The organism is Brevundimonas alba (assembly GCF_011927945.1).
Lineage (GTDB): Bacteria > Pseudomonadota > Alphaproteobacteria > Caulobacterales > Caulobacteraceae > Brevundimonas > Brevundimonas alba.
In genome coordinates this window covers 480,509-497,474 of sequence record NZ_JAATJM010000002.1, presented here as the reverse complement: position 1 = coordinate 497,474, position 16,966 = coordinate 480,509, and the positions used below count along the sequence as shown (strand labels likewise).

Here is a 16,966-nt window from a genome sequence, read left to right as displayed (position 1 = left end):
CCGGTCGCAGGCCGGCGCGGGCTAGCGGATCGCATCATACCGTTCCCAGAGGTCGTCGCCGACGGGGTCGGCGGACAGACGCCGGAACGTGGGGGCGTCGGACAGCTTTGCAAGCGCGAGGGCCGCGACGCACGGCATTCCCTCGCCGCCCAGCAGGATCGGGGCGCGGAACCATTCGATCCGGTCCACGAGGCCCGCCCGCAGGAAAGACGCCGCGACACGGCCACCGCCCTCAATCAGGACAGACGCGGGGCCCTTGCGGCGGATAGAGGCCAGCGCGGCCGCAGGGCTTGGACGACCGTCGAGCGCCTCGACCTGTTCGACCCTCGCGTCGCCGATAGGTGTGGGCGCCGAAACCGTCAGGATCAGGCTGTCGCCCCTCGCCACCTTTGCCGTGGCCGGTGTGCGCAGCCGGCTGTCGAGGACGATGCGCAGGGGCTGGTCGACCGGGCGGCCCGGCAGGCGGGCGGTCAGTTCGGGGTCGTCGGCGAGAACGGTCTCGACGCCGACCAGAATGGCGTCATGGGCGGCGCGCAGGCGATGACCTTCAAGCCGGGCGGCCTCGCCGGTGATCCATTTCGACTCGCCGGTCGACGTGGCGATCCGCCCGTCGAGGGAGGTCGCCAGTTTCAGGGTGACCGTGGGGCGCATCAGTTGCGGCCGGACTCGTCGTCCAGACCTTCGTCGCCGAGGAAGCGGGCGAAGTCGCCGGTGTGGCGGAAGTCCTTGTAGACCGAGGCGTAGCGGACGTAGGCGACCTCATCGACCGACTTCAGCGCCTTCATGATGAAGTCACCGACCGTCGAGGACGGGATCTCCGTCTCGCCGAGGCTTTCGAGCTGGCGGGTGATCCGGCTGACCAGTTGTTCGACCTGCTCGGCCTGCACCGGCCGCTTGCGCAGGGCGACGTTCAGAGAGCGCTCCAGCTTGTCGCGGTCGAAGGGCGTGCGGCGACCGTTGCGCTTGAGGATCATCAGCTCGCGCAGCTGGACCCGCTCGAAGGTGGTGAAACGCCCGCTGCACTGCGGGCAGGACCGGCGGCGACGGATGGCGGCGCCGTCGTCGGACGGGCGGCTGTCCTTCACCTGAGTGTCCTGATTTCCGCAGAAGGGGCATTTCATCGGCGGATCATCCGTAGATCGGGAAGGCGCGCGTCAGTTCGCGCACCTCGCCGGCGACCCGCTGCGACACGGCGGCGTCGGCCTCGTCCGTGCCGTTCATTGAATCGATCACGTCGGCGATCCAGTGGCCGACCTGCTGGAACTCGGCGACGCCGAAGCCGCGGGTGGTGCCGGCCGGGGTTCCGAGACGGACGCCCGACGTCACGGTGAAGGGCGCGGTGTCGAACGGCACGCCATTCTTGTTGCAGGTCATCAGGGCGTGTTCGAGGGCCGCCTCGGTCGCCTTGCCGGTGACGCCCTTGGGCCGCAGGTCGACCAGCATCAGATGGCTGTCGGTTCCGCCCGAAACGATGGCGGCGCCGCGCTCGACCAGCACGGCGGCGAGCGCCTGGGCGTTGCTCACGACCTGACGGGCGTAGGCCTTGAACTCGGGCTTCAGCGCTTCGCCGAAGGCCACGGCCTTAGCGGCGATGACGTGTTCCAGCGGACCGCCCTGCAGGCCGGGGAAGACGGCCGAGTTGATCTTCTTGCCCAGCTCGATGTCATTCGACAGCACCATGCCGCCGCGCGGGCCGCGCAGGGTCTTGTGGGTGGTGGTGGTGACGACGTGGGCATGGGGCAGCGGGTCGGGATAGACGCCGCCGGCGATCAGGCCGGCGTAGTGGGCCATGTCGACCATGAGGTAGGCCCCAACGCTGTCGGCGATTTCGCGGAAGCGTTTGAAGTCGATGTGCCGGCTGTAGGCGCTGGCGCCGGCGAGGATCAGCTTGGGCTTTTCCTGCTCGGCCATCTGGGCGACGTGGTCGTAGTCGATCAGGTGGTCTTCCTCGCGGACCTTGTAGGTCACGGGCCGGAACCACTTGCCGGACTGGTTGGCGGGCGAGCCGTGGGTCAGGTGGCCGCCGGCGGCCAGGTCCATGCCGAGGAAGGTGTCGCCGGGCTGCAGCAAGGCCTGGAAGACGGCCTGATTGGCTTGGGCGCCGGAGTGCGGCTGGACGTTGGCGAAGGCGCAGTTGAAGAGTTGCTTGGCCCGGCTACGCGCCAGATCCTCGGTGACGTCGACGTATTCGCAGCCGCCGTAGTAGCGGCGGCCCGGATAGCCCTCGGCGTATTTGTTGGTGAGGACCGAGCCCTGGGCCTCCAGCACCGCCCTGGAGACGATGTTCTCGGACGCGATCAGCTCGATCTGTTCCTGCTGACGGCGCAGCTCGCCCTGGATGCCGCCGAAGATGTCGGGATCGGCGTCAGCGAGAGACTTCGAGAAATAGGCGTCGTGGGTGAAGGCGGTCACTGCGGGTCCCCGGAATTGGCGGCGAACCATTTAGGCCCGGGGGACAGTAACCACAACATCTAGTGGTCAGCGGGCGGCCAACGCCCGTTTCAGCTTGGCGACGGCGATGCGCTTGAGGCCTTCAGGCTCGTTGATGGGGCCCATGGCCGAGACCTCGCGGCCGGTGGCGACGTGGATCGCCGAGCATTTCAGATAGGCCCCGTTGCGGGTCAGTTCGAGGATGACCTCGCCCAGCTCGGGATCAGGCGACGGCAGGGAGGCGCGCCACGTTGCAGTGGGTCCACAGGGCGTCCATGGCGCGGACGAGATCGTCCATCATCGCGTCGGTGTGGTTCGGCGACGGCGTGAAGCGCAGGCGCTCGGTGCCCTTGGGCACGGTGGGGTAGTTGATCGGCTGGACGTAGACGCCGTGATCCTCGAGCAGCATGTCCGAGATCATCTTGGTGTGGACCGGGTCGCCGACGAAGACCGGGACGATATGGCTGACGCTGTCCATGACCGGGATGCCGGCGGCGGCGAAGCGGGCCTTGAGGGTGGCGGCGCGCTCCTGATGGGCGTCGCGCAGTTCCGGGTGGGTCTTGAGGTGGCGGACCGAGGCCAAAGCCCCTGCCGTCAAGGCAGGAGGAAGGCTGGTGGTGAAGATGAAGCCCGAGGCCCAGCTGCGCACGGCGTCGACGATCACGGCGTCGGCGGCGATGTAGCCGCCCATGACGCCGATGGCCTTGCCGAGGGTGCATTCGACGATGTCGATGCCGTCCAGCAGGCCGTCCCGCTCGGCGACGCCCGCGCCGGTCGGGCCGTAGAGGCCGACCGCGTGGACCTCGTCGAGATAGGTCATGGCGCCGTATTTCTTCGCCAGAGAGATGGTGCCCGCGAGGTCGGCGATGTCGCCGTCCATGGAATAGACGCTCTCGAAGGCGATCAGCTTGGGCGCATCGACGGGCGCGGCCTGCAGCAGGGCTTCGAGATGTTCGAGGTCGTTGTGGGCGTAGATGTGCCGCTCGCAGCCGCCGTTGCGGATGCCGGCGATCATCGAGGCGTGGTTCAGCGAATCGGAGAAGACGATCAGCCCCGGCAGGATGCGCTGCAGGGTCGTCAGGGTGGCCTCGTTGGCGACGTAGCCGGAGGTGAAGAGAAGCGCGGCTTCCTTCTGGTGCCAGCTGGCCAGCTCGGCCTCGAGGTCGACGGCCGAGCGGGTCGTGCCGGAGATGTTGCGGGTGCCGCCGGCGCCGGCGCCGACTTCATCGATCTCGGCCTGCATGGCCTCAAGCACGACGGGGTGCTGGCCCATGCCGAGGTAGTCGTTCGAACACCAGACGACGACGTCCTGCTCCGAGCCGTCGGCGCGGCGGCGGATGGCCTTGGGGAACTGGCCGCGCACGCGCTTCAGGTCGGCGAAGACGCGGTAGCGCCCCTCGCTCTTGACCTGCTCAACGGCGGTTTCGAATGCGGCCTTGTAGTCGAACAAACCTGCGGCTCGTCTGATCGTTCTGGATGGCCGGGTTTTGCGCCGCGGACGGGCGAAAGTCTATCAGCCGGGGCTGTTAAATCGTCGCAACCTTCTAATTGATAACGGTTCTCAGGTGAGTTCGTGCCGCTCTAGCCTTTCGGCAGCTCATCCAGCTTGCCGCGGAGCATCTGCAGGATGGCGGAGAAGTCGCGGCCGCCGTAGCCGAGGCCGTTGAACATCTGGAACAGGGCCTCGGTCTGGGCCCCCAGGGGCGTCGAGGCGCCGGATTTGGCGGCGGCGTCCTGGGCCAGTTTCAGGTCCTTGAGCATCATGGCCGCGGCGAATCCGCCGTCATAGTTGCGGTTGGACGGCGCGGTCGGGACGGGGCCGGGCCACGGATAGTAGGTGGTGGTCGACCAGCTCTGACCCGACGACTTGGCGACGATGTCGAACATCTTGACCGGGTCGAGCCCCAGCTTCTCGGCCAGGCCGATGGCCTCGCAGGTGCCCAGCATGGTGATGCCGAGGATCATGTTGTTGCAGATCTTGGCCGCCTGCCCCGCCCCGTGATCGCCGGCGCGGAAGGTGGCGCGGCTCATGGGCTCAAGCGCCGCCTCGATGCGGGCGAACTCCGGCTCGTCGCAGCCGACCATGAACGCCAGGGTGCCGGCGTCGGCGGCCATGGTGCCACCCGAGACGGGCGCATCGGCGAAGGCGTAGCCGGCGTCCTTCGCCAGACCGGCGACCTTGCGGGCGGTGTCCACGTCGATCGTCGAGCAGTCGAGCAGCAGGGCCGAGGTCGGCGCGGCGCCGATGATCTGCTCCGAATAGACCTTCAGCACGTGCGGGCCGGCGGGCAGCATGGTGATGACGACGTCGGCGTCCTTCACGGCCTCGGCGACCGAGGCGACCGGGGTGCAGCCGTGGGAGGCGGCGCGGTCCAGCGCATCCTTCGACAGGTCGAAGGCCAGCACCGTGTGACCGGCCTTGGCCTGATTGGCGGCCATGCCCCCGCCCATGTTGCCGAGGCCGATAAAGGCGATGGTCTGGGTCATGGCGTCGTCTCCCTGAGTTTCTGTTTGCGCCGGGATTAGCGACTCGTCGGGCTGTGCGCCAGACACGGGTTCGCGTCTTGCGGCGGGTGAGGCCGGAGTCGGGAAGGCGTGCGGAGCGCCGGGCCTGCGCCCGGAGTTCAGATGGAAATACCGTTTCGACGCAGTCAGACGCTCCGCGCGGAGAGTGAGCGGAAGCTTGCGTCGGGTGGCGGTGTTATCGCCTTACCGCAGCGCCTCCGGCGGGCGGGTCGGCCTTGCGCAGCCGATCCCCGGACCGGACGAGTATCCCCCTCGCCCCTGAACCCGCTTCTCCACATCCCGCCGCCAAAGGACGCAAGGCCTCTGCGCCTCCCCTGCGACGGGACGGAGCGCATTATGCGCCGGCCGACTTATGCGGATGGAAGATTGGTTTGAGAAAAGGGGATGTGTCTGGAAAGACGGGAAGTTTTCTCCGCTATCCGACTATAGAAACCCGGATTGTAAGCACAGCGTCATGGCGGTTCCGTCTCCTCCCTGTCGCGAAGCGATGGGGAGGGGGACCGCGAAGCGGTGGAGGGGTGAAGTGCAGCGCACGACCGTTGTGTCTTCGGACCCCTCCACCACCCTGCGGGTGGTCCCCCTCCCCATTCGCGAAGAGCGAACGGGGAGGAGACGGGGGGCGCCCTGCCCTACCCCGGCTTGCGGAACCTGAGCATGAACTGGCTGGTCTTGCCGCGGATCGAGGGGTCGAAGACGCTGGCGGTGCGAGGGTCGGCGGCGTCGGCGAGGAGGTCGCTCTGGTCGTTGAGGACGAAGCCGGCGGCCGTGACCTCGCGCTTGACCGCCTCGATGTCGATGCGGTGCAGGGTGTCGGCGCCGGCGAGGCCGGAGCCCGCCAAAGCGTGGTGGTCGACGATGACGTAGAGGCCGCCCGGCTTGAGCGCCCGGAACACGGCGACGTTGACGCGCGACGCGACGTCCGCGGGGAACGGCGCGAGGTGCAGGTCGTGATAGTTCTGGGCGGTAAAGACGAGATCGAGCCCGGACGGGAACTCGGGCGCCCCGATCGGCGAGCGGATGGCGTCGACATTGGGCAGGGCGTCGACGGCGGTCAGGCTCTCGCCGTAGCTGGCCTGAAAGCCGATGAACTCGGCCGGCTGCCAGGCCGTGACATGGCCCTGGGACCCGACGGCGGCGGAGAAGACGCGGGTGAAATAGCCGCCGCCGATGATCATGTCGGCGATCTTCTGACCCGGACGGACGCGGGCGAAGGCCAGCGTCTCGGCGGTATGACGGGCCTCGTCACGGGCGCGGTCCTCGGCCGGACGAATGGAGTCCGACAGGGCCGCCGCATAGGAAGACGGGGCGGGCGCCATGGAGGGCCAGCCGGCGCAGCCGGCGGACGACAGAACCAGCAGGGCCGAAGCGGCCACGATCACGGAACGACGCATCACGGTTCTCCTGCGTTGGGCGGGCTCAGCCCGGCTTGCGGAAACGGTAGACGAACTGGTCGGTGCGGCCGCGGATGACCTCTTCGAAGACGTTGACCGTGCGGTCGTCCGCGGGGTTGGCGAGGGCCGTGGATTCGCCGTCGAAGACGAAGCCGGCGGCCTCGACCTCGGCGCGCAGGGAAGCGCCCTCGATGCGGTGCAGGGTTCCGACCTCGGTGTGGCCGGTGCCGGCGCGGCCCGAGTGGTCGACGACGATGAAATAGCCGCCCGGCTTCAGCGCCGCATAGATGGCGCGGTTCATGGTCGGGACGTCGGTGTTGAAGCCGGGGATGTGGAAGTCGTGGTATTCCTGGCTCATCCAGATGACGTCGAGCGGCTCGGGGAAGCTCATGGCGTCGAGCGTCCCGTTGACCCGGACGACATTGGGGTAGGCGGTCACGAGGGCGTCGGCGCGCGGGTTCTCGCGCTCGGCGGTGCGGTTGGGCACGAAGGCGTAGACCTTCCCGCTCTCCCCGACGGTGCGGGCGAACAGGCGGGTGAAATAGCCGGCGCCGGGGCGGATGTCGGCGATCTTGTCACCCGGCTCCAGCATGGCGAAGGCGAGCATCCGGTCAGGGTGGCGGAACTCGTCGCGAGCCACCTCGTCAGTGGGGCGCAGCGGATCCACGATAGCCGAGTGGTGAATGTCGGCCAGCCGCATCCCCGCATAGGTGCGGTTCGCCATCCGGTCCTCGCGGCCGGCGTAAGGGTCGGAACCGCAGGCCGACAGGGCGAGCGCGGCGGCGAGGGCGAGAATGGACGGCTTGAGCATGATCGTCTCCTGAACCAGCGGCGACAGCCAAGCTCTGGTTTGGCGACGATGGCAAGTCCCCCCGTCAGTCCAGCGGTCGCCACTCCTCTTCCGCAGGCAGCGGCGCGAACAGGCGGTCGAGTTCGGCGTCAGACACGCTGGCGAGGTTCGCGGGCGACCAGTTGGGGGTGTTGTCCTTGTCGACGATCACGGCGCGGACGCCTTCCTGGAAGTCGTGGGTGCGGACGACGCGGCCGCCGAGCGCATATTCCATGGCCATGTTCTCGGCGAAGGAGACGAGGCCGGCGCCCGTGCGGAGCTGGCGCAGGGTGACCTTGAGCGACTGGGGCGATTTGGTCTTCAGGGTCGCGAGCTGAGCCAAGGCCCAGTCGGAGCTGTCGGCTTCCAGGGCGGCGAAGATTTCCTCGACCGTGTCGAAGGCGAACAGGCGTTCGATGGCGGGCAGGTGCGGCTCGATCGGCGGATCGCCGGCATCGGTCTCCAGACCGTCGGCCACATCGATCGGATGAGCCGGATCGGCGGCGAGGATGGCGCGGAAAGCCTCCAGCGCGTCGGACGGCAGAAAGTGGGTGTGGATGCCGAGGAAGACCGTGTCAGCGGCCTTGAGCCGGGCGCCGGTCAGGGCCAGCCAGACGCCGGTCTGGCCCGGCAGGCGCGGCAGGAACCAGCCGCCGCCGACGTCGGGGAACAGACCGATGCCGGTCTCGGGCATGGCGTAGGTAGTGCGCTCGGTGGCGATGCGGACGTCGGCGGGCTCCGAGATGCCGACGCCGCCCCCCATGACGATGCCGTCGACGATGGCGGTGACCGGCTTGGGGTAGTCGAACAGCAGGTGGTTGAGCTTGTATTCGGTGTCGAAGAAGGCCCGGGCCTCCGAAGCGTCCCCTGCCCCGCTCTCAGCGATCATGCGGATGTCGCCGCCGGCGCAGAAGCCGCGCTCGCCGTCGTGGTCGATCAGGATGGATTTCACCGCGTCGTCGTCGCGCCAGGCCAGCAGCGCCCCGGTCATGGCCTCGCACATGGCGCGGTTCAACGCATGCAGGGCCTTCGGTCGGTTCAGGGTCAGGCGGCCGACACCGGACTGGACGCGGGCGAAGACTTCGGATTCGGAGTTCATATACGGCCTTTGGTACGCGCAGCTTCGAGGTCCCTGACCTCCTCCAGAATCGGAAGGTCCAAGATGTCGTCCGGCTCATGCCAGAATACGGGCGGCTCGGCATCGTAGAGCTCGCCCGATACCGATTTCATCGCCAACAGGAGCGCCTGCGCCGAGTCTACGCCAGAAGACCTGCGGCTACGCCACGGTCGGGACGGCCACTCGATGACAAACTCGCAGGCCCAATCGATGGCCGCCGGCACAGGAGGCATCCACACAACCCGGAACCGATGAGTCTTGCCGTCGATGATCTGCTGAAAAATGCGTTCGCAGACGACAGGAGAGCCGCTGGTCACTGCCGCATCATTTCGCGGGCCGTAATCACGCGCATGATCTCGTTGGTGCCTTCGAGGATGCGGTGGACGCGGAGGTCGCGGACGATGCGCTCAAGCGGATAGTCCTTGAGGTAGCCGTAGCCGCCGTGAAGCTGGAGGGCCTCGTCGGCGATCTGGAAGCAGGCGTCGGTGGCCATCCGCTTGGCCATGGCGCACCATTTGGTCTTGTCGGGATGGTTGGTGTCCATCGCCCAGGCGCCGCGCATCACCATCAGCCGGCAGGCGTCGAGCTGGGTGGCCATGTCGGCGAGCTTGAACTGGGTGTTCTGGAAGTCGGCGATGGGCTTGCCGAACTGCTTGCGGGTGGCGACGTATTCGAGCGAGGTCTCGAGGGCGAGGCGGGCGCCGCCCAGCGAGCAGGCGGCGATGTTCAGGCGGCCGCCGTCGAGCCCCATCATGGCGTAGCGGAAGCCGTCGCCTTCCTTGCCGAGCAGGTTCGCGGCGGGGATGCGGCAGTCGTCGAAGGAGACGATCGCCGTGGGCTGGGAGTTCCAGCCCATCTTCTTCTCCTGCGCGCCGAAGCTGAGGCCGGGCGCGTCCTTCTCGACGACGAAGGTGGAGATCCCCTTGGGGCCGTCGACGCCGGTGCGGGCCATGACGACATAGACGTCGGAGGTTCCGGCGCCGGAGATGAAGGCTTTCGAGCCGTTCAGGACGTAGTGATCACCATCGAGACGGGCCGTGGTGCGCAGGCCGGCGGCGTCGGAGCCGGAGCCGGGCTCGGTCAGGCAGTAGCTGGCGATCAGCTCCATCGAGACCAGACGCGGCACGTAGCGGGCACGCAGGTCGTTCGAGCCGAATTTGTCGATCATCCACGTGGCCATGTTGTGGATCGAGATGAAGGCGGCGGTGGAGACGTCGCCGCGCGACAGTTCCTCGAAGATCACCGCGGCCTCGACCCGGCCCAGCGCCATGCCGCCATGCTCCTCGCCCGTGTAGATGCCGCAGAAGCCCATCTCGGCGGCGTGCTTCATCACATCGACGGGGAAATGTTTGGTCTCGTCCCATTCGGCGCTGTGCGGGGCCAGTTCGGCGTCGGCGAAGGCGCGGGCGGCGTCCTGGATGGCGCGCTGGTCGTCGGTGAGGGCGAAGTCCATGGTGTTTCCTCGAGTCTTTGGGCGCTTCTAGCCGAACCGGCGACAAACTGAACCCTCTCCCCGACGGCGAGGCTTCGTCTATAAGCCCCGCCATGACCCAGCCGTTCGCGCCCGCCGCCTTTCCGTATGCCCGTCCCCGCCGGCTGCGCAGCCAGCCGTGGGTGCGGAGGCTCGTGGCGGAGACGACGCTGACGCCGGCCGATCTGGTGTGGCCGCTGATCGTGCATGACGGAGCAGACGAGCGGGTGGCGGTCGCCTCCATGCCGGGCGTGTTCCGGTTGAGGCCGAAGGCGGCGGCGGCGGCGGCGGTCGAGGCGCGCGATCTGGGCATCCCGGCGGTGGCGCTGTTCCCCAATGTGGACGGGGCCATAAAGGATGGCGTCGGTACGGGGGCGACCGATCCCGACGGGCTGGTCCCCGAGTGCATCAAGGCGATCAAGGACGCGGCGCCCGAGATCGGCGTCATGACCGACGTGGCGCTGGACTGCTACACCGACCACGGCCACGACGGGATCGTCGAGGACGGCCGGATCGTCAACGACGCGACGCTGGAGCGGCTGGCGGAACAGGCTTTCATCCACGCCCACGCCGGGGCCGACATCGTGGCGCCGTCCGACATGATGGACGGCCGGGTGCAGGCGATTCGCGAGGCGCTGGAGGCCAACGGCATGTCCGACGTGATGATCCTGTCCTACGCGGCCAAATACGCCTCGGCATTCTACGGGCCGTACCGGGACGCGGTGGGCTCGGCCAAGGCGCTGACCGGCGACAAGAAGACCTATCAAATGGACTACGCCAACTCGGACGAGGCGCTGCGCGAGGTGGCGATGGACATCTCCGAGGGCGCCGACGCGGTCATGGTCAAGCCGGGGATGCTGTATCTCGACATCGTCCGGCGGGTGTCGGAGACGTTCCGGGTGCCGACCTTCGCCTATCAGGTGTCGGGCGAGTATTCGATGATGCGGGCGGCGATGGCGAATGGCTGGCTGGACGAGGAGCGGGCCATTCTGGAGAGCCTGCACGCCTTCAAGCGGGCGGGCTGCGCGGGGGTGCTGAGCTATTTCGCACCACAGGCGGCGCGGCTGCTGCAGGGCTGATCCAGAGCGGCTCCGATCAGCGCGGGACCGGCGGCGGCGCCAACGGTGGCCCAACGGAGGACGGGGCGGGCACAAGTCCCTCCGCGGCCTGTTCACGCTCAAGCCGTGCGCGCGACTCCGCGACCGTCCGCGCGTCGGCCTCTTCCTGCGCCGTGGGCCTGTCTGCGAACCACTGAACGGCGAAGACGGCTCCGGCGCACGCGGCAACGCACAGCACCACCAGCAGTGACGGCAACTTCGTCGAGGTTCGCCCGCGTTTCTCCACCGACATCCGCCTGCCCCTACAGCCTCGTGTTCCAGCCGTCATAGGCGACATCGACGTTCGGCGGAACCGCGGCCCTGAGAACGTTGTAGTCGAGGTCGATGTGTAGGTTCGTGAGAACCGCCTTCTTCACCCCGGCCCGGGCAATCCAGTCGAGGGTCTTGTCGACGTGGGCGTGGGTCGGGTGCGGGGTCCAGCGGAGGGCGTCAACGATCCAGAGGTCGCAGCCGCGCAACGCCTCGATGGCCGCGTCGTCTAGGTCGGAGACGTCGCTCGAATAGGCGATGCCGCCGACGCGGTAGCCGACGGAGCGGATGGGGCCGTGGGCCTGGTCGAAGGTGACGACCGGGAGTGGGCCGCCTGGGCCGTCGACGGACCAACTCTGGCCGTGCGGGGGCAAGGGATGGGCGTCGAGGATCGCCGGATAGCCCTCGACGCTGTCGAAAATATAGCGGAACCGCTCGCGCATGGCGGCGTGTGTCGGCGGGTCCATGAAGGCCGGGATGCGGCGGCGGGTGCGCATGGCGAAGACGCGCAGGTCGTCGACGCCGTGGGTCTGGTCGGCGTGATCGTGGGTATAGAGGACGGCGTCGACGTGCTTCACGCCTGCCGACAGCATCTGTTGGCGCAGGTCGGGCGAGGTGTCGATCAGGACGCTGGTGATCCCATCCGGCCCGTGGCGGCGGATCAGGGCGGAGCAGCGGGTGCGGCGGTTCTTCGGCTCGGCGGGATCGCAGTCGCCCCAGTCGCCGTCGCCGCGCGGCACGCCGCCGGACGAGCCGCAGCCGAGGATGACGACCTCGAGCTCGCCCGCCGCGGCGCTCATGCTCCGTCCGGCCTCGGGATGCGGTCGAACAGGGCGAAGAAGGCGTCGGTCGTGCGGGCCTCCGCCTCGTCGCGGGACCAGCCGCGGATCTCCGCCAGCTTGTCGAGCACGTGACCGACGTAGGCCGGCTCGTTGCGGCGGCCTCTGTGCGGCACGGGGGCGAGGTAGGGGCAGTCGGTTTCGACGATGATGCGGTCGGCGGGCATGGCGGCGATGATCTGGCGGACGTCCGAGGCGGCCTTGAAGGTGGCGATGCCGGAAACGGAGAACCACGCGCCCAGTTCCGCCGCCTTTTCCGCCAGTTCCGGCCCACTGGTGTAGCAGTGCATCAGGAAGCGGAACGGCGCCCTTGCCTGTTGCTCGGCGAGGATCTCGGCCATGACGTCGTCGGCCTCGCGGGTGTGGACGACCAGCGGCAGGCCGGTGCGGCGCGCGGCATCGATATGCTGGCGGAAGACGGCGGCCTGAATATCGCGGGGGCTGAGGTCGTAGTGGAAGTCGAGGCCGCATTCGCCGATGCCGACGATCTTCGGCCGTCCGGCGAGCTCGACCAGTCGGTCGGCGGTCAGGTCGGCGTAGTCCTTCGCCTCGTGCGGATGGACGCCGACGGTGGCCCAGATGTCGTCGTGGGCCATGGCGAGGCCGTGGGTCGCCTCGAACGTCGAGAGCTTGTCGGAAATCTCGACCATCAGGCCGACGCCGGCCTCGCGAGCGCGGGCGATGACGGCGTCGCGGTCCCCGTCGAACTGGGCGGCGTGCAGGTTGACGTGGCTGTCGATCAGCATCAGGCGCGGGCCTTGGTCCGCTGCAGGTCGGCGAGCGCCCCGGCCAGCACGTCGGCGCGGTCAAGATTGATGGCGGCGGCGCGGTCGGGAAGTTCCGACAGCCGCTCCCACAGCTCGGCCCAGCGGGCGCCGGACTTGCCTTCCTCGAGCGCGCGGACCTTCACGGCGGCGATCAGCCGGTCCATCAGGGTCTCGAACCGCTCCTGCCCCTCGGCGCCGCGGAATTTGTCGGCGACAGCCATGGCTTCGGCGCGGTCGACGGCGTCGGCGGCGACCCAGGACTGGGCCAGTTGGTCGGCCTCCAGCGTGGCTCCGGAGGCGAGCGCCAGCGCCTGACCGGGCGAGCCCGAGGCCATGGCGGCGATGCGGGCGGCCTCGGCGGAGGGGACGCCGGTGCGGTTGCGGACCAGTTCCTCCAGCGCATGCGGCGGCCAGACCGGGAAGGCCAGACGGCGGCAGCGGGAGCGGATGGTGGCCAGCAGGCGGCCGGGCGCATGGGTGACGAGGAAGAGCACGCCGCGTTCCGGCGGCTCCTCAAGAACCTTCAGCAAGGCGTTGGCGGCATTGAGGTTCAGGTCGTCGGCGGCATCGATGATGGCGACGCGATACCTGGCCTGCGACGGGCTCTTGGAGAAGAACTCGGGCAGGTCGCGGGCCTGGTCGACCGAGATGGATTTCTTCGTCTTGCCGCCCTCGACGGCGCGTTCCAGGATCAGCAGGTCCGGATGGGACTGGGCGGTGATCAGACGGGCGACGGCGTCGTCGGGGCGGGTCCCGAGCAGGCCACGCGACGGATCCGGCGTGGCGCCCAGCAGGCGGCGGGCGGCGCGATAGGCGAAGCTGGCCTTGCCGGAGCCCTCGACCCCACACAGCAGCCAGGCGTGGTGCAGGCGGCCCTTGTCGACAGCGTCGAGGAAGGCGGCCTCGGCGGCGGCGTCGGGGATCAGGTCAAAGCGGTCGCGCGGGTGCTCGCTCACAGCAGCCGGCCCTCGACGGCGGCCCAGACGCGGGCCTCCACCGTGTCCTGATCGCCCTCGGCGTCGATGATGACGCAGCGCTCCGGATGGGCGGCGGCGACATCGCGGAAGCCGGCCCGCAGTCTTTCGTGGAACTCCAGCCCCTTGGACTCGAACCGCGTCTCGAACAGGCCCCGGCCGAAGGCGCGCTCCAGACCCACCTCGACGGGCAGGTCGAAGACCAGCGTCAGGTCCGGCTGGGTGGCGCCGACGATGGCGGCGTCGAGGCTTTCGATGAAGGCGGCGGGCGTACCGCCGCCCGCGCCCTGATAGGCGCGGCTGGAATCGGCGAAGCGGTCGCAGACCACCCAGCGGCCCGCCTCCAGCGCCGGGCGGATGGTGCGCTCCAGATGGTCGGAGCGGGCGGCGAACATCAGCAGGGTCTCGGTCATCGGCGACCAGCGGCCCGCGTCGCCATTGAGGGCGATGTTGCGGATATCCTCGGCGCCGTCGGAGCCGCCGGGCTCGCGGGTCTGGACGACCTCAAGATCACGCGCACGCAGGCGTTCGACCAGGCGGGCGACCTGCGTCGACTTGCCGGTCCCCTCCCCGCCTTCGAAGGTGATGAATCTGCCCTGGGTCACCGGCGCACAATGGCGGCGCCGGTCGGGTTCGCAAGGGTCTAGCCGCCTGAAATCGTCGTCGCTTCGGGATAACCTCGCGAGACCACAGCGCGGCGGGAGCGCTCGGCCGTTCCATTGTCCGGCCAAGGGCCGACGAGGACCCTGAACTGACCGGGCGAAGCCTCCTCGACCGTGGCGCTGCCGCCGAGGTTGTCGGCGGCGCGGCGAGCCTGACGAGGGTCGGCCCACAGGCCCGCCTGCACCCAGACACCTGAGCGCACCAGCGCGGGCGGCGGCGGCGAATCAGCGACGCGGACGGGTTCCGCAGACGCGGGCGAAGGCGGCGGGGATGACGGCTGATAGGGCCTCGGGCCCGACTCCGGCCGCGCAGGCGCCTCGGCGTACTGAAGCACCTGACCGCCGCCGAGACGCGGTGCTGGGCCGAGATAACGCACCCTCACCTCTCCAACCCCGGCGCGGCGGAGGTCCAAGGCGTCGGCGGCGCCGCGCGACAGGTCGATGATGCGGCCATCGACGAACGGGCCGCGGTCATTGACGCGGACCACGACGCGGCGGCCGTTGGCGAGGTTGGTCACCTCGACCAGACCGGGCAGCGGGAGCGTCTTGTGGGCCGCCGTCAGGGCGTTCATGTCGAACCGCTCGCCGGTGGCTGTCGGCCGGCCGTTGAACTGGTCGCCGTACCAGGAGGCCATGCCGGTCTCGTCGTAGTTCGGCTGTTCCGCAGGCCGATACCAGCGGCCGCGCACCTGATAGGGGCGCATGGTGCCGGAGACGATCGGGGCGGGATCGGTTACGACCGGGAGGCCACCGACGTCCGGGCGGGCTCCGCCGGCGCAGGCCGCCAGCAGCGACGTCAGCCCGGCAACGATGAGTCCCTTGAGAAGTTTCGCAGCCATGGCCCCGCCCTTGATGGCGTCGAACATGACGGCAGACATTTCCGCTTTGGTTAACGAGGCGTTTGGCGCTATGCGGCGGGTCCGCTCGCGGGACACGGACAGGTGGCCGAGTGGTTTAAGGCAGCGGTCTTGAAAACCGCCGTAGGTGTGAGCCTACCGTGGGTTCGAATCCCACCCTGTCCGCCACGGGGCGACGCAACGGTTCCGGTCACAGACGGCCAATCGAAGACAAGCTTTGCCATAACCTTGAGGCTTTGCCGTATTGGCGGGGCCCTCGCGTTGTCCCGGCGCTATTCTGGAATCGATTTTGGTCGGCCTTTGAGCAGTCCGTAAGGATGCAGGACAGGTTTCGCCAGCAAACGGCTGTGTCCGCCACCCTACATAAATAAACTCACGTCCGCTTAACTTCGGCCAGTGTAGGTTGACAGCCCTGCCGGGGGATTGTCAGCGGGAACGCTGGGGGTAGCAGTGCTTGGGACTACGAGTTTGGCCGCGTCCCTGCTCAGGCAACTGGGCAGATTCGGACGGGATGACCGGGGCGGGATCGCCCTCAAGGCGGCCCTCGTGCTGCCCGGCGTGGTCATGCTCGGAGCCGGTGCGGTCGATCTGACCAACGTCCAGTCCACGCACGTCCAGCTGCAGGATATCGCCGACAGCGCCGCCTTGGCCGCGGCCAGCGATCTCGGTCTGGCGACCGACGGCTCGAACGCCAAGGAGCGGGCGCGCGCCTATGTGCAGTCGCATCTGCAGGAGTGGGCCCAGGCGCCGACGGTGACCCCGTCCTACGACATCGTCGATGTGCAGGGGCAGCGCGCAATTCAGGTAACCCTTGCGGCGAACCGGCCGTCCTTCTTCGGCAATCTGCTGCCGCCGGGCGGCTGGAAGATCAATGCACGATCCACGGCGACGTCGATGGGCATGGTGCCACTGTGCGTGCTGGTGACCGGCGCGTCGGGTTCGAAGGTGCTGAACGTGAAGGACACCGGGCGCATGAACGCGCCGGCGTGTATGGTCCACTCGAACCGTGACATCATCGTCGAGGGCGGCAGCATCGCCGCCTCGGCGGTTCAGAGCGTGACCTCGGCGCAAGGGTCCATCAGCCCCTCGCCCGGCACCGGCGCGGCCCAGATCACCGATCCGTTCGCGACCATGGATCTTAGCCAGACGGGGCGGCTCCTGTGCACGGCTGCGGACCTGCTCCGGCCCGTCATGGTCTCGTCCGGAACGCACTACATCGCCGCCGGCAAGCACTGCGGGGGCATTCAGGCGTCGGGGACGGCGCGGCTGATCCTCGACCGCGGCGAACATTTCTTCCTTGGCGGCCGGCTGGTCGTGGAGGGCGAAGCCCGGCTGGAAGGCGACGACGTGGTCCTGTTCTTCGACCGCGGCTCCAGCTTCGACTTCAAGGAACAGGCGAAGGTCTCGCTGAACGGACGCAAGTCCGGGGCCTATGCGGGCATCGTCATGGGCGCGACGCGCGACAACGTCAGCAACTTCTTCATCTCGGCCGACCATGTGGAGAGCCTGCTCGGCGTCATCTACGTTCCCGCCGCGACCCTGATCGTCGAAGGCCGGTCGGATATCGCGCGGGACAGCGCCTGGACCGTGATCGTCGCCAAGCAACTGCAGCTGAAGGGTTCGCCCTCGCTGTTCATCAACGCAAACTACGACGTCAGCGATGTGCCGGTGCCCCGCGGGGTCGGGCCGCGCGCCGGGGGTTCGCGTCTGGTCGACTAGGGAACCGCGGCCCGGGC

The 16,966-nt window shown here is 68.6% G+C and carries 18 protein-coding genes and 1 tRNA gene; 3 read left to right on the top strand and 16 right to left on the bottom strand.

The window, feature by feature from the left end; genetic code table 11:
• Window positions 1-21: 21 nt before the first annotated feature.
• The 11 genes from GGQ87_RS12915 to GGQ87_RS12870 all read right to left on the bottom strand — a co-directional run bounded on the left by GGQ87_RS12915 (window position 22) and on the right by GGQ87_RS12870 (window position 9,746).
• Window positions 22-651, bottom strand: a complete 630-nt coding sequence (locus GGQ87_RS12915; protein WP_168048407.1) for a RibD family protein — start codon at window positions 649-651, stop codon at window positions 22-24.
• Window positions 651-1,121 carry a transcriptional regulator NrdR gene (gene nrdR, locus GGQ87_RS12910; RefSeq protein WP_168048405.1) on the bottom strand — a complete coding sequence of 157 codons (471 nt, stop codon included), beginning with the start codon at window positions 1,119-1,121 and terminating at the stop codon, window positions 651-653. Before nrdR ends, GGQ87_RS12915 begins: the two co-directional genes overlap by 1 nt.
• Window positions 1,122-1,128: 7 nt before the next feature.
• Complete coding sequence (gene glyA / locus GGQ87_RS12905) at window positions 1,129-2,442, bottom strand: serine hydroxymethyltransferase (RefSeq protein ID WP_168048403.1); 1,314 nt, start codon at window positions 2,440-2,442, stop codon at window positions 1,129-1,131.
• Window positions 2,443-2,478: 36 nt separating this feature from the next.
• Window positions 2,479-2,634 carry a DUF6898 family protein gene (locus tag GGQ87_RS15690; RefSeq protein WP_425339289.1) on the bottom strand — a complete coding sequence of 52 codons (156 nt, stop codon included), beginning with the start codon at window positions 2,632-2,634 and terminating at the stop codon, window positions 2,479-2,481.
• A gap of 19 nt (window positions 2,635-2,653) precedes the next feature.
• The gene (gene hemA, locus GGQ87_RS12900) at window positions 2,654-3,880 is read right to left on the bottom strand and encodes a 5-aminolevulinate synthase (protein WP_168048401.1); all 1,227 of its coding nucleotides are present in this window, start codon (window positions 3,878-3,880) and stop codon (window positions 2,654-2,656) included.
• Window positions 3,881-4,011: 131 nt separating this feature from the next.
• Window positions 4,012-4,953, bottom strand: coding sequence for a 3-hydroxyisobutyrate dehydrogenase (gene mmsB / locus GGQ87_RS12895; protein WP_342448389.1), 942 nt, complete (start codon window positions 4,951-4,953; stop codon window positions 4,012-4,014).
• A 632-nt stretch (window positions 4,954-5,585) separates the two neighbouring features.
• Complete coding sequence (locus GGQ87_RS12890) at window positions 5,586-6,347, bottom strand: class I SAM-dependent methyltransferase (protein ID WP_168048398.1); 762 nt, start codon at window positions 6,345-6,347, stop codon at window positions 5,586-5,588.
• 25 nt (window positions 6,348-6,372) lie between these two features.
• The gene (locus tag GGQ87_RS12885; RefSeq protein ID WP_168048397.1) at window positions 6,373-7,158 is read right to left on the bottom strand and encodes a class I SAM-dependent methyltransferase; all 786 of its coding nucleotides are present in this window, start codon (window positions 7,156-7,158) and stop codon (window positions 6,373-6,375) included.
• A 64-nt stretch (window positions 7,159-7,222) separates the two neighbouring features.
• Window positions 7,223-8,275: an enoyl-CoA hydratase/isomerase family protein gene (locus GGQ87_RS12880; protein WP_168048395.1), complete on the bottom strand. Its 1,053-nt coding sequence runs from the start codon at window positions 8,273-8,275 to the stop codon at window positions 7,223-7,225.
• Entirely contained in the window at window positions 8,272-8,610 is a 339-nt protein-coding gene (locus GGQ87_RS12875) for a DUF6968 family protein (RefSeq protein ID WP_168048393.1), read from the bottom strand. The genes GGQ87_RS12880 and GGQ87_RS12875 overlap by 4 nt, the downstream gene beginning before the upstream one ends.
• Window positions 8,607-9,746: an isobutyryl-CoA dehydrogenase gene (locus tag GGQ87_RS12870; RefSeq protein WP_168048391.1), complete on the bottom strand. Its 1,140-nt coding sequence runs from the start codon at window positions 9,744-9,746 to the stop codon at window positions 8,607-8,609. Before GGQ87_RS12870 ends, GGQ87_RS12875 begins: the two co-directional genes overlap by 4 nt.
• Before the next feature lie 92 nt (window positions 9,747-9,838).
• On the opposite strand from GGQ87_RS12870, the gene hemB reads away from it, so the two are divergent.
• A complete protein-coding gene (hemB, locus tag GGQ87_RS12865; protein ID WP_168048389.1) occupies window positions 9,839-10,843 on the top strand; it encodes a porphobilinogen synthase in 1,005 nt (334 codons plus the stop codon).
• Window positions 10,844-11,124: 281 nt separating this feature from the next.
• On the opposite strand, the gene GGQ87_RS12860 is transcribed toward hemB, so the two are convergent.
• From GGQ87_RS12860 to GGQ87_RS12840, 5 genes are read right to left on the bottom strand one after another with little or no spacing between them, the layout of a single operon-like run.
• The gene (locus GGQ87_RS12860; protein ID WP_168048387.1) at window positions 11,125-11,931 is read right to left on the bottom strand and encodes an MBL fold metallo-hydrolase; all 807 of its coding nucleotides are present in this window, start codon (window positions 11,929-11,931) and stop codon (window positions 11,125-11,127) included.
• Window positions 11,928-12,716, bottom strand: coding sequence for a TatD family hydrolase (locus GGQ87_RS12855; RefSeq protein WP_168048385.1), 789 nt, complete (start codon window positions 12,714-12,716; stop codon window positions 11,928-11,930). The genes GGQ87_RS12860 and GGQ87_RS12855 overlap by 4 nt, the downstream gene beginning before the upstream one ends.
• The gene (locus tag GGQ87_RS12850; protein WP_168048383.1) at window positions 12,716-13,693 is read right to left on the bottom strand and encodes a DNA polymerase III subunit delta'; all 978 of its coding nucleotides are present in this window, start codon (window positions 13,691-13,693) and stop codon (window positions 12,716-12,718) included. The genes GGQ87_RS12855 and GGQ87_RS12850 overlap by 1 nt, the downstream gene beginning before the upstream one ends.
• Window positions 13,690-14,316 carry a dTMP kinase gene (tmk, locus tag GGQ87_RS12845; RefSeq protein ID WP_168048381.1) on the bottom strand — a complete coding sequence of 209 codons (627 nt, stop codon included), beginning with the start codon at window positions 14,314-14,316 and terminating at the stop codon, window positions 13,690-13,692. Before tmk ends, GGQ87_RS12850 begins: the two co-directional genes overlap by 4 nt.
• A 38-nt stretch (window positions 14,317-14,354) precedes the next feature.
• Window positions 14,355-15,239, bottom strand: coding sequence for a septal ring lytic transglycosylase RlpA family protein (locus tag GGQ87_RS12840; RefSeq protein ID WP_245161595.1), 885 nt, complete (start codon window positions 15,237-15,239; stop codon window positions 14,355-14,357).
• Window positions 15,240-15,308: 69 nt separating this feature from the next.
• Between GGQ87_RS12840 and GGQ87_RS12835 the strand changes: the two genes are divergently transcribed.
• Window positions 15,309-15,398: transfer RNA gene (locus GGQ87_RS12835), tRNA-Ser, on the top strand.
• A gap of 300 nt (window positions 15,399-15,698) precedes the next feature.
• Window positions 15,699-16,949, top strand: coding sequence for a pilus assembly protein TadG-related protein (locus GGQ87_RS12830; RefSeq protein ID WP_168048379.1), 1,251 nt, complete (start codon window positions 15,699-15,701; stop codon window positions 16,947-16,949).
• Window positions 16,950-16,966: the final 17 nt, after the last annotated feature.

Excerpts from the sequence above, each read along its gene's own strand:
- GGQ87_RS12855 (WP_168048385.1), bottom strand. The coding sequence starts at position 12,716 with ATGCTGATCGACAGCCACGTCAACCTGCACGCCGCCCAGTTCGACGGG.
- GGQ87_RS12870 (WP_168048391.1), bottom strand. The coding sequence starts at position 9,746 with ATGGACTTCGCCCTCACCGACGACCAGCGCGCCATCCAGGACGCCGCC.
- GGQ87_RS12840 (WP_245161595.1), bottom strand. The coding sequence starts at position 15,239 with ATGTTCGACGCCATCAAGGGCGGGGCCATGGCTGCGAAACTTCTCAAG.
- GGQ87_RS12860 (WP_168048387.1), bottom strand. The coding sequence starts at position 11,931 with ATGAGCGCCGCGGCGGGCGAGCTCGAGGTCGTCATCCTCGGCTGCGGC.
- glyA (WP_168048403.1), bottom strand. The coding sequence starts at position 2,442 with ATGGTTCGCCGCCAATTCCGGGGACCCGCAGTGACCGCCTTCACCCAC.
- hemB (WP_168048389.1), top strand. The coding sequence starts at position 9,839 with ATGACCCAGCCGTTCGCGCCCGCCGCCTTTCCGTATGCCCGTCCCCGC.
- GGQ87_RS12915 (WP_168048407.1), bottom strand. The coding sequence starts at position 651 with ATGCGCCCCACGGTCACCCTGAAACTGGCGACCTCCCTCGACGGGCGG.
- nrdR (WP_168048405.1), bottom strand. The coding sequence starts at position 1,121 with ATGAAATGCCCCTTCTGCGGAAATCAGGACACTCAGGTGAAGGACAGC.
- GGQ87_RS12885 (WP_168048397.1), bottom strand. The coding sequence starts at position 7,158 with ATGCTCAAGCCGTCCATTCTCGCCCTCGCCGCCGCGCTCGCCCTGTCG.
- GGQ87_RS12880 (WP_168048395.1), bottom strand. The coding sequence starts at position 8,275 with ATGAACTCCGAATCCGAAGTCTTCGCCCGCGTCCAGTCCGGTGTCGGC.
- GGQ87_RS12890 (WP_168048398.1), bottom strand. The coding sequence starts at position 6,347 with ATGCGTCGTTCCGTGATCGTGGCCGCTTCGGCCCTGCTGGTTCTGTCG.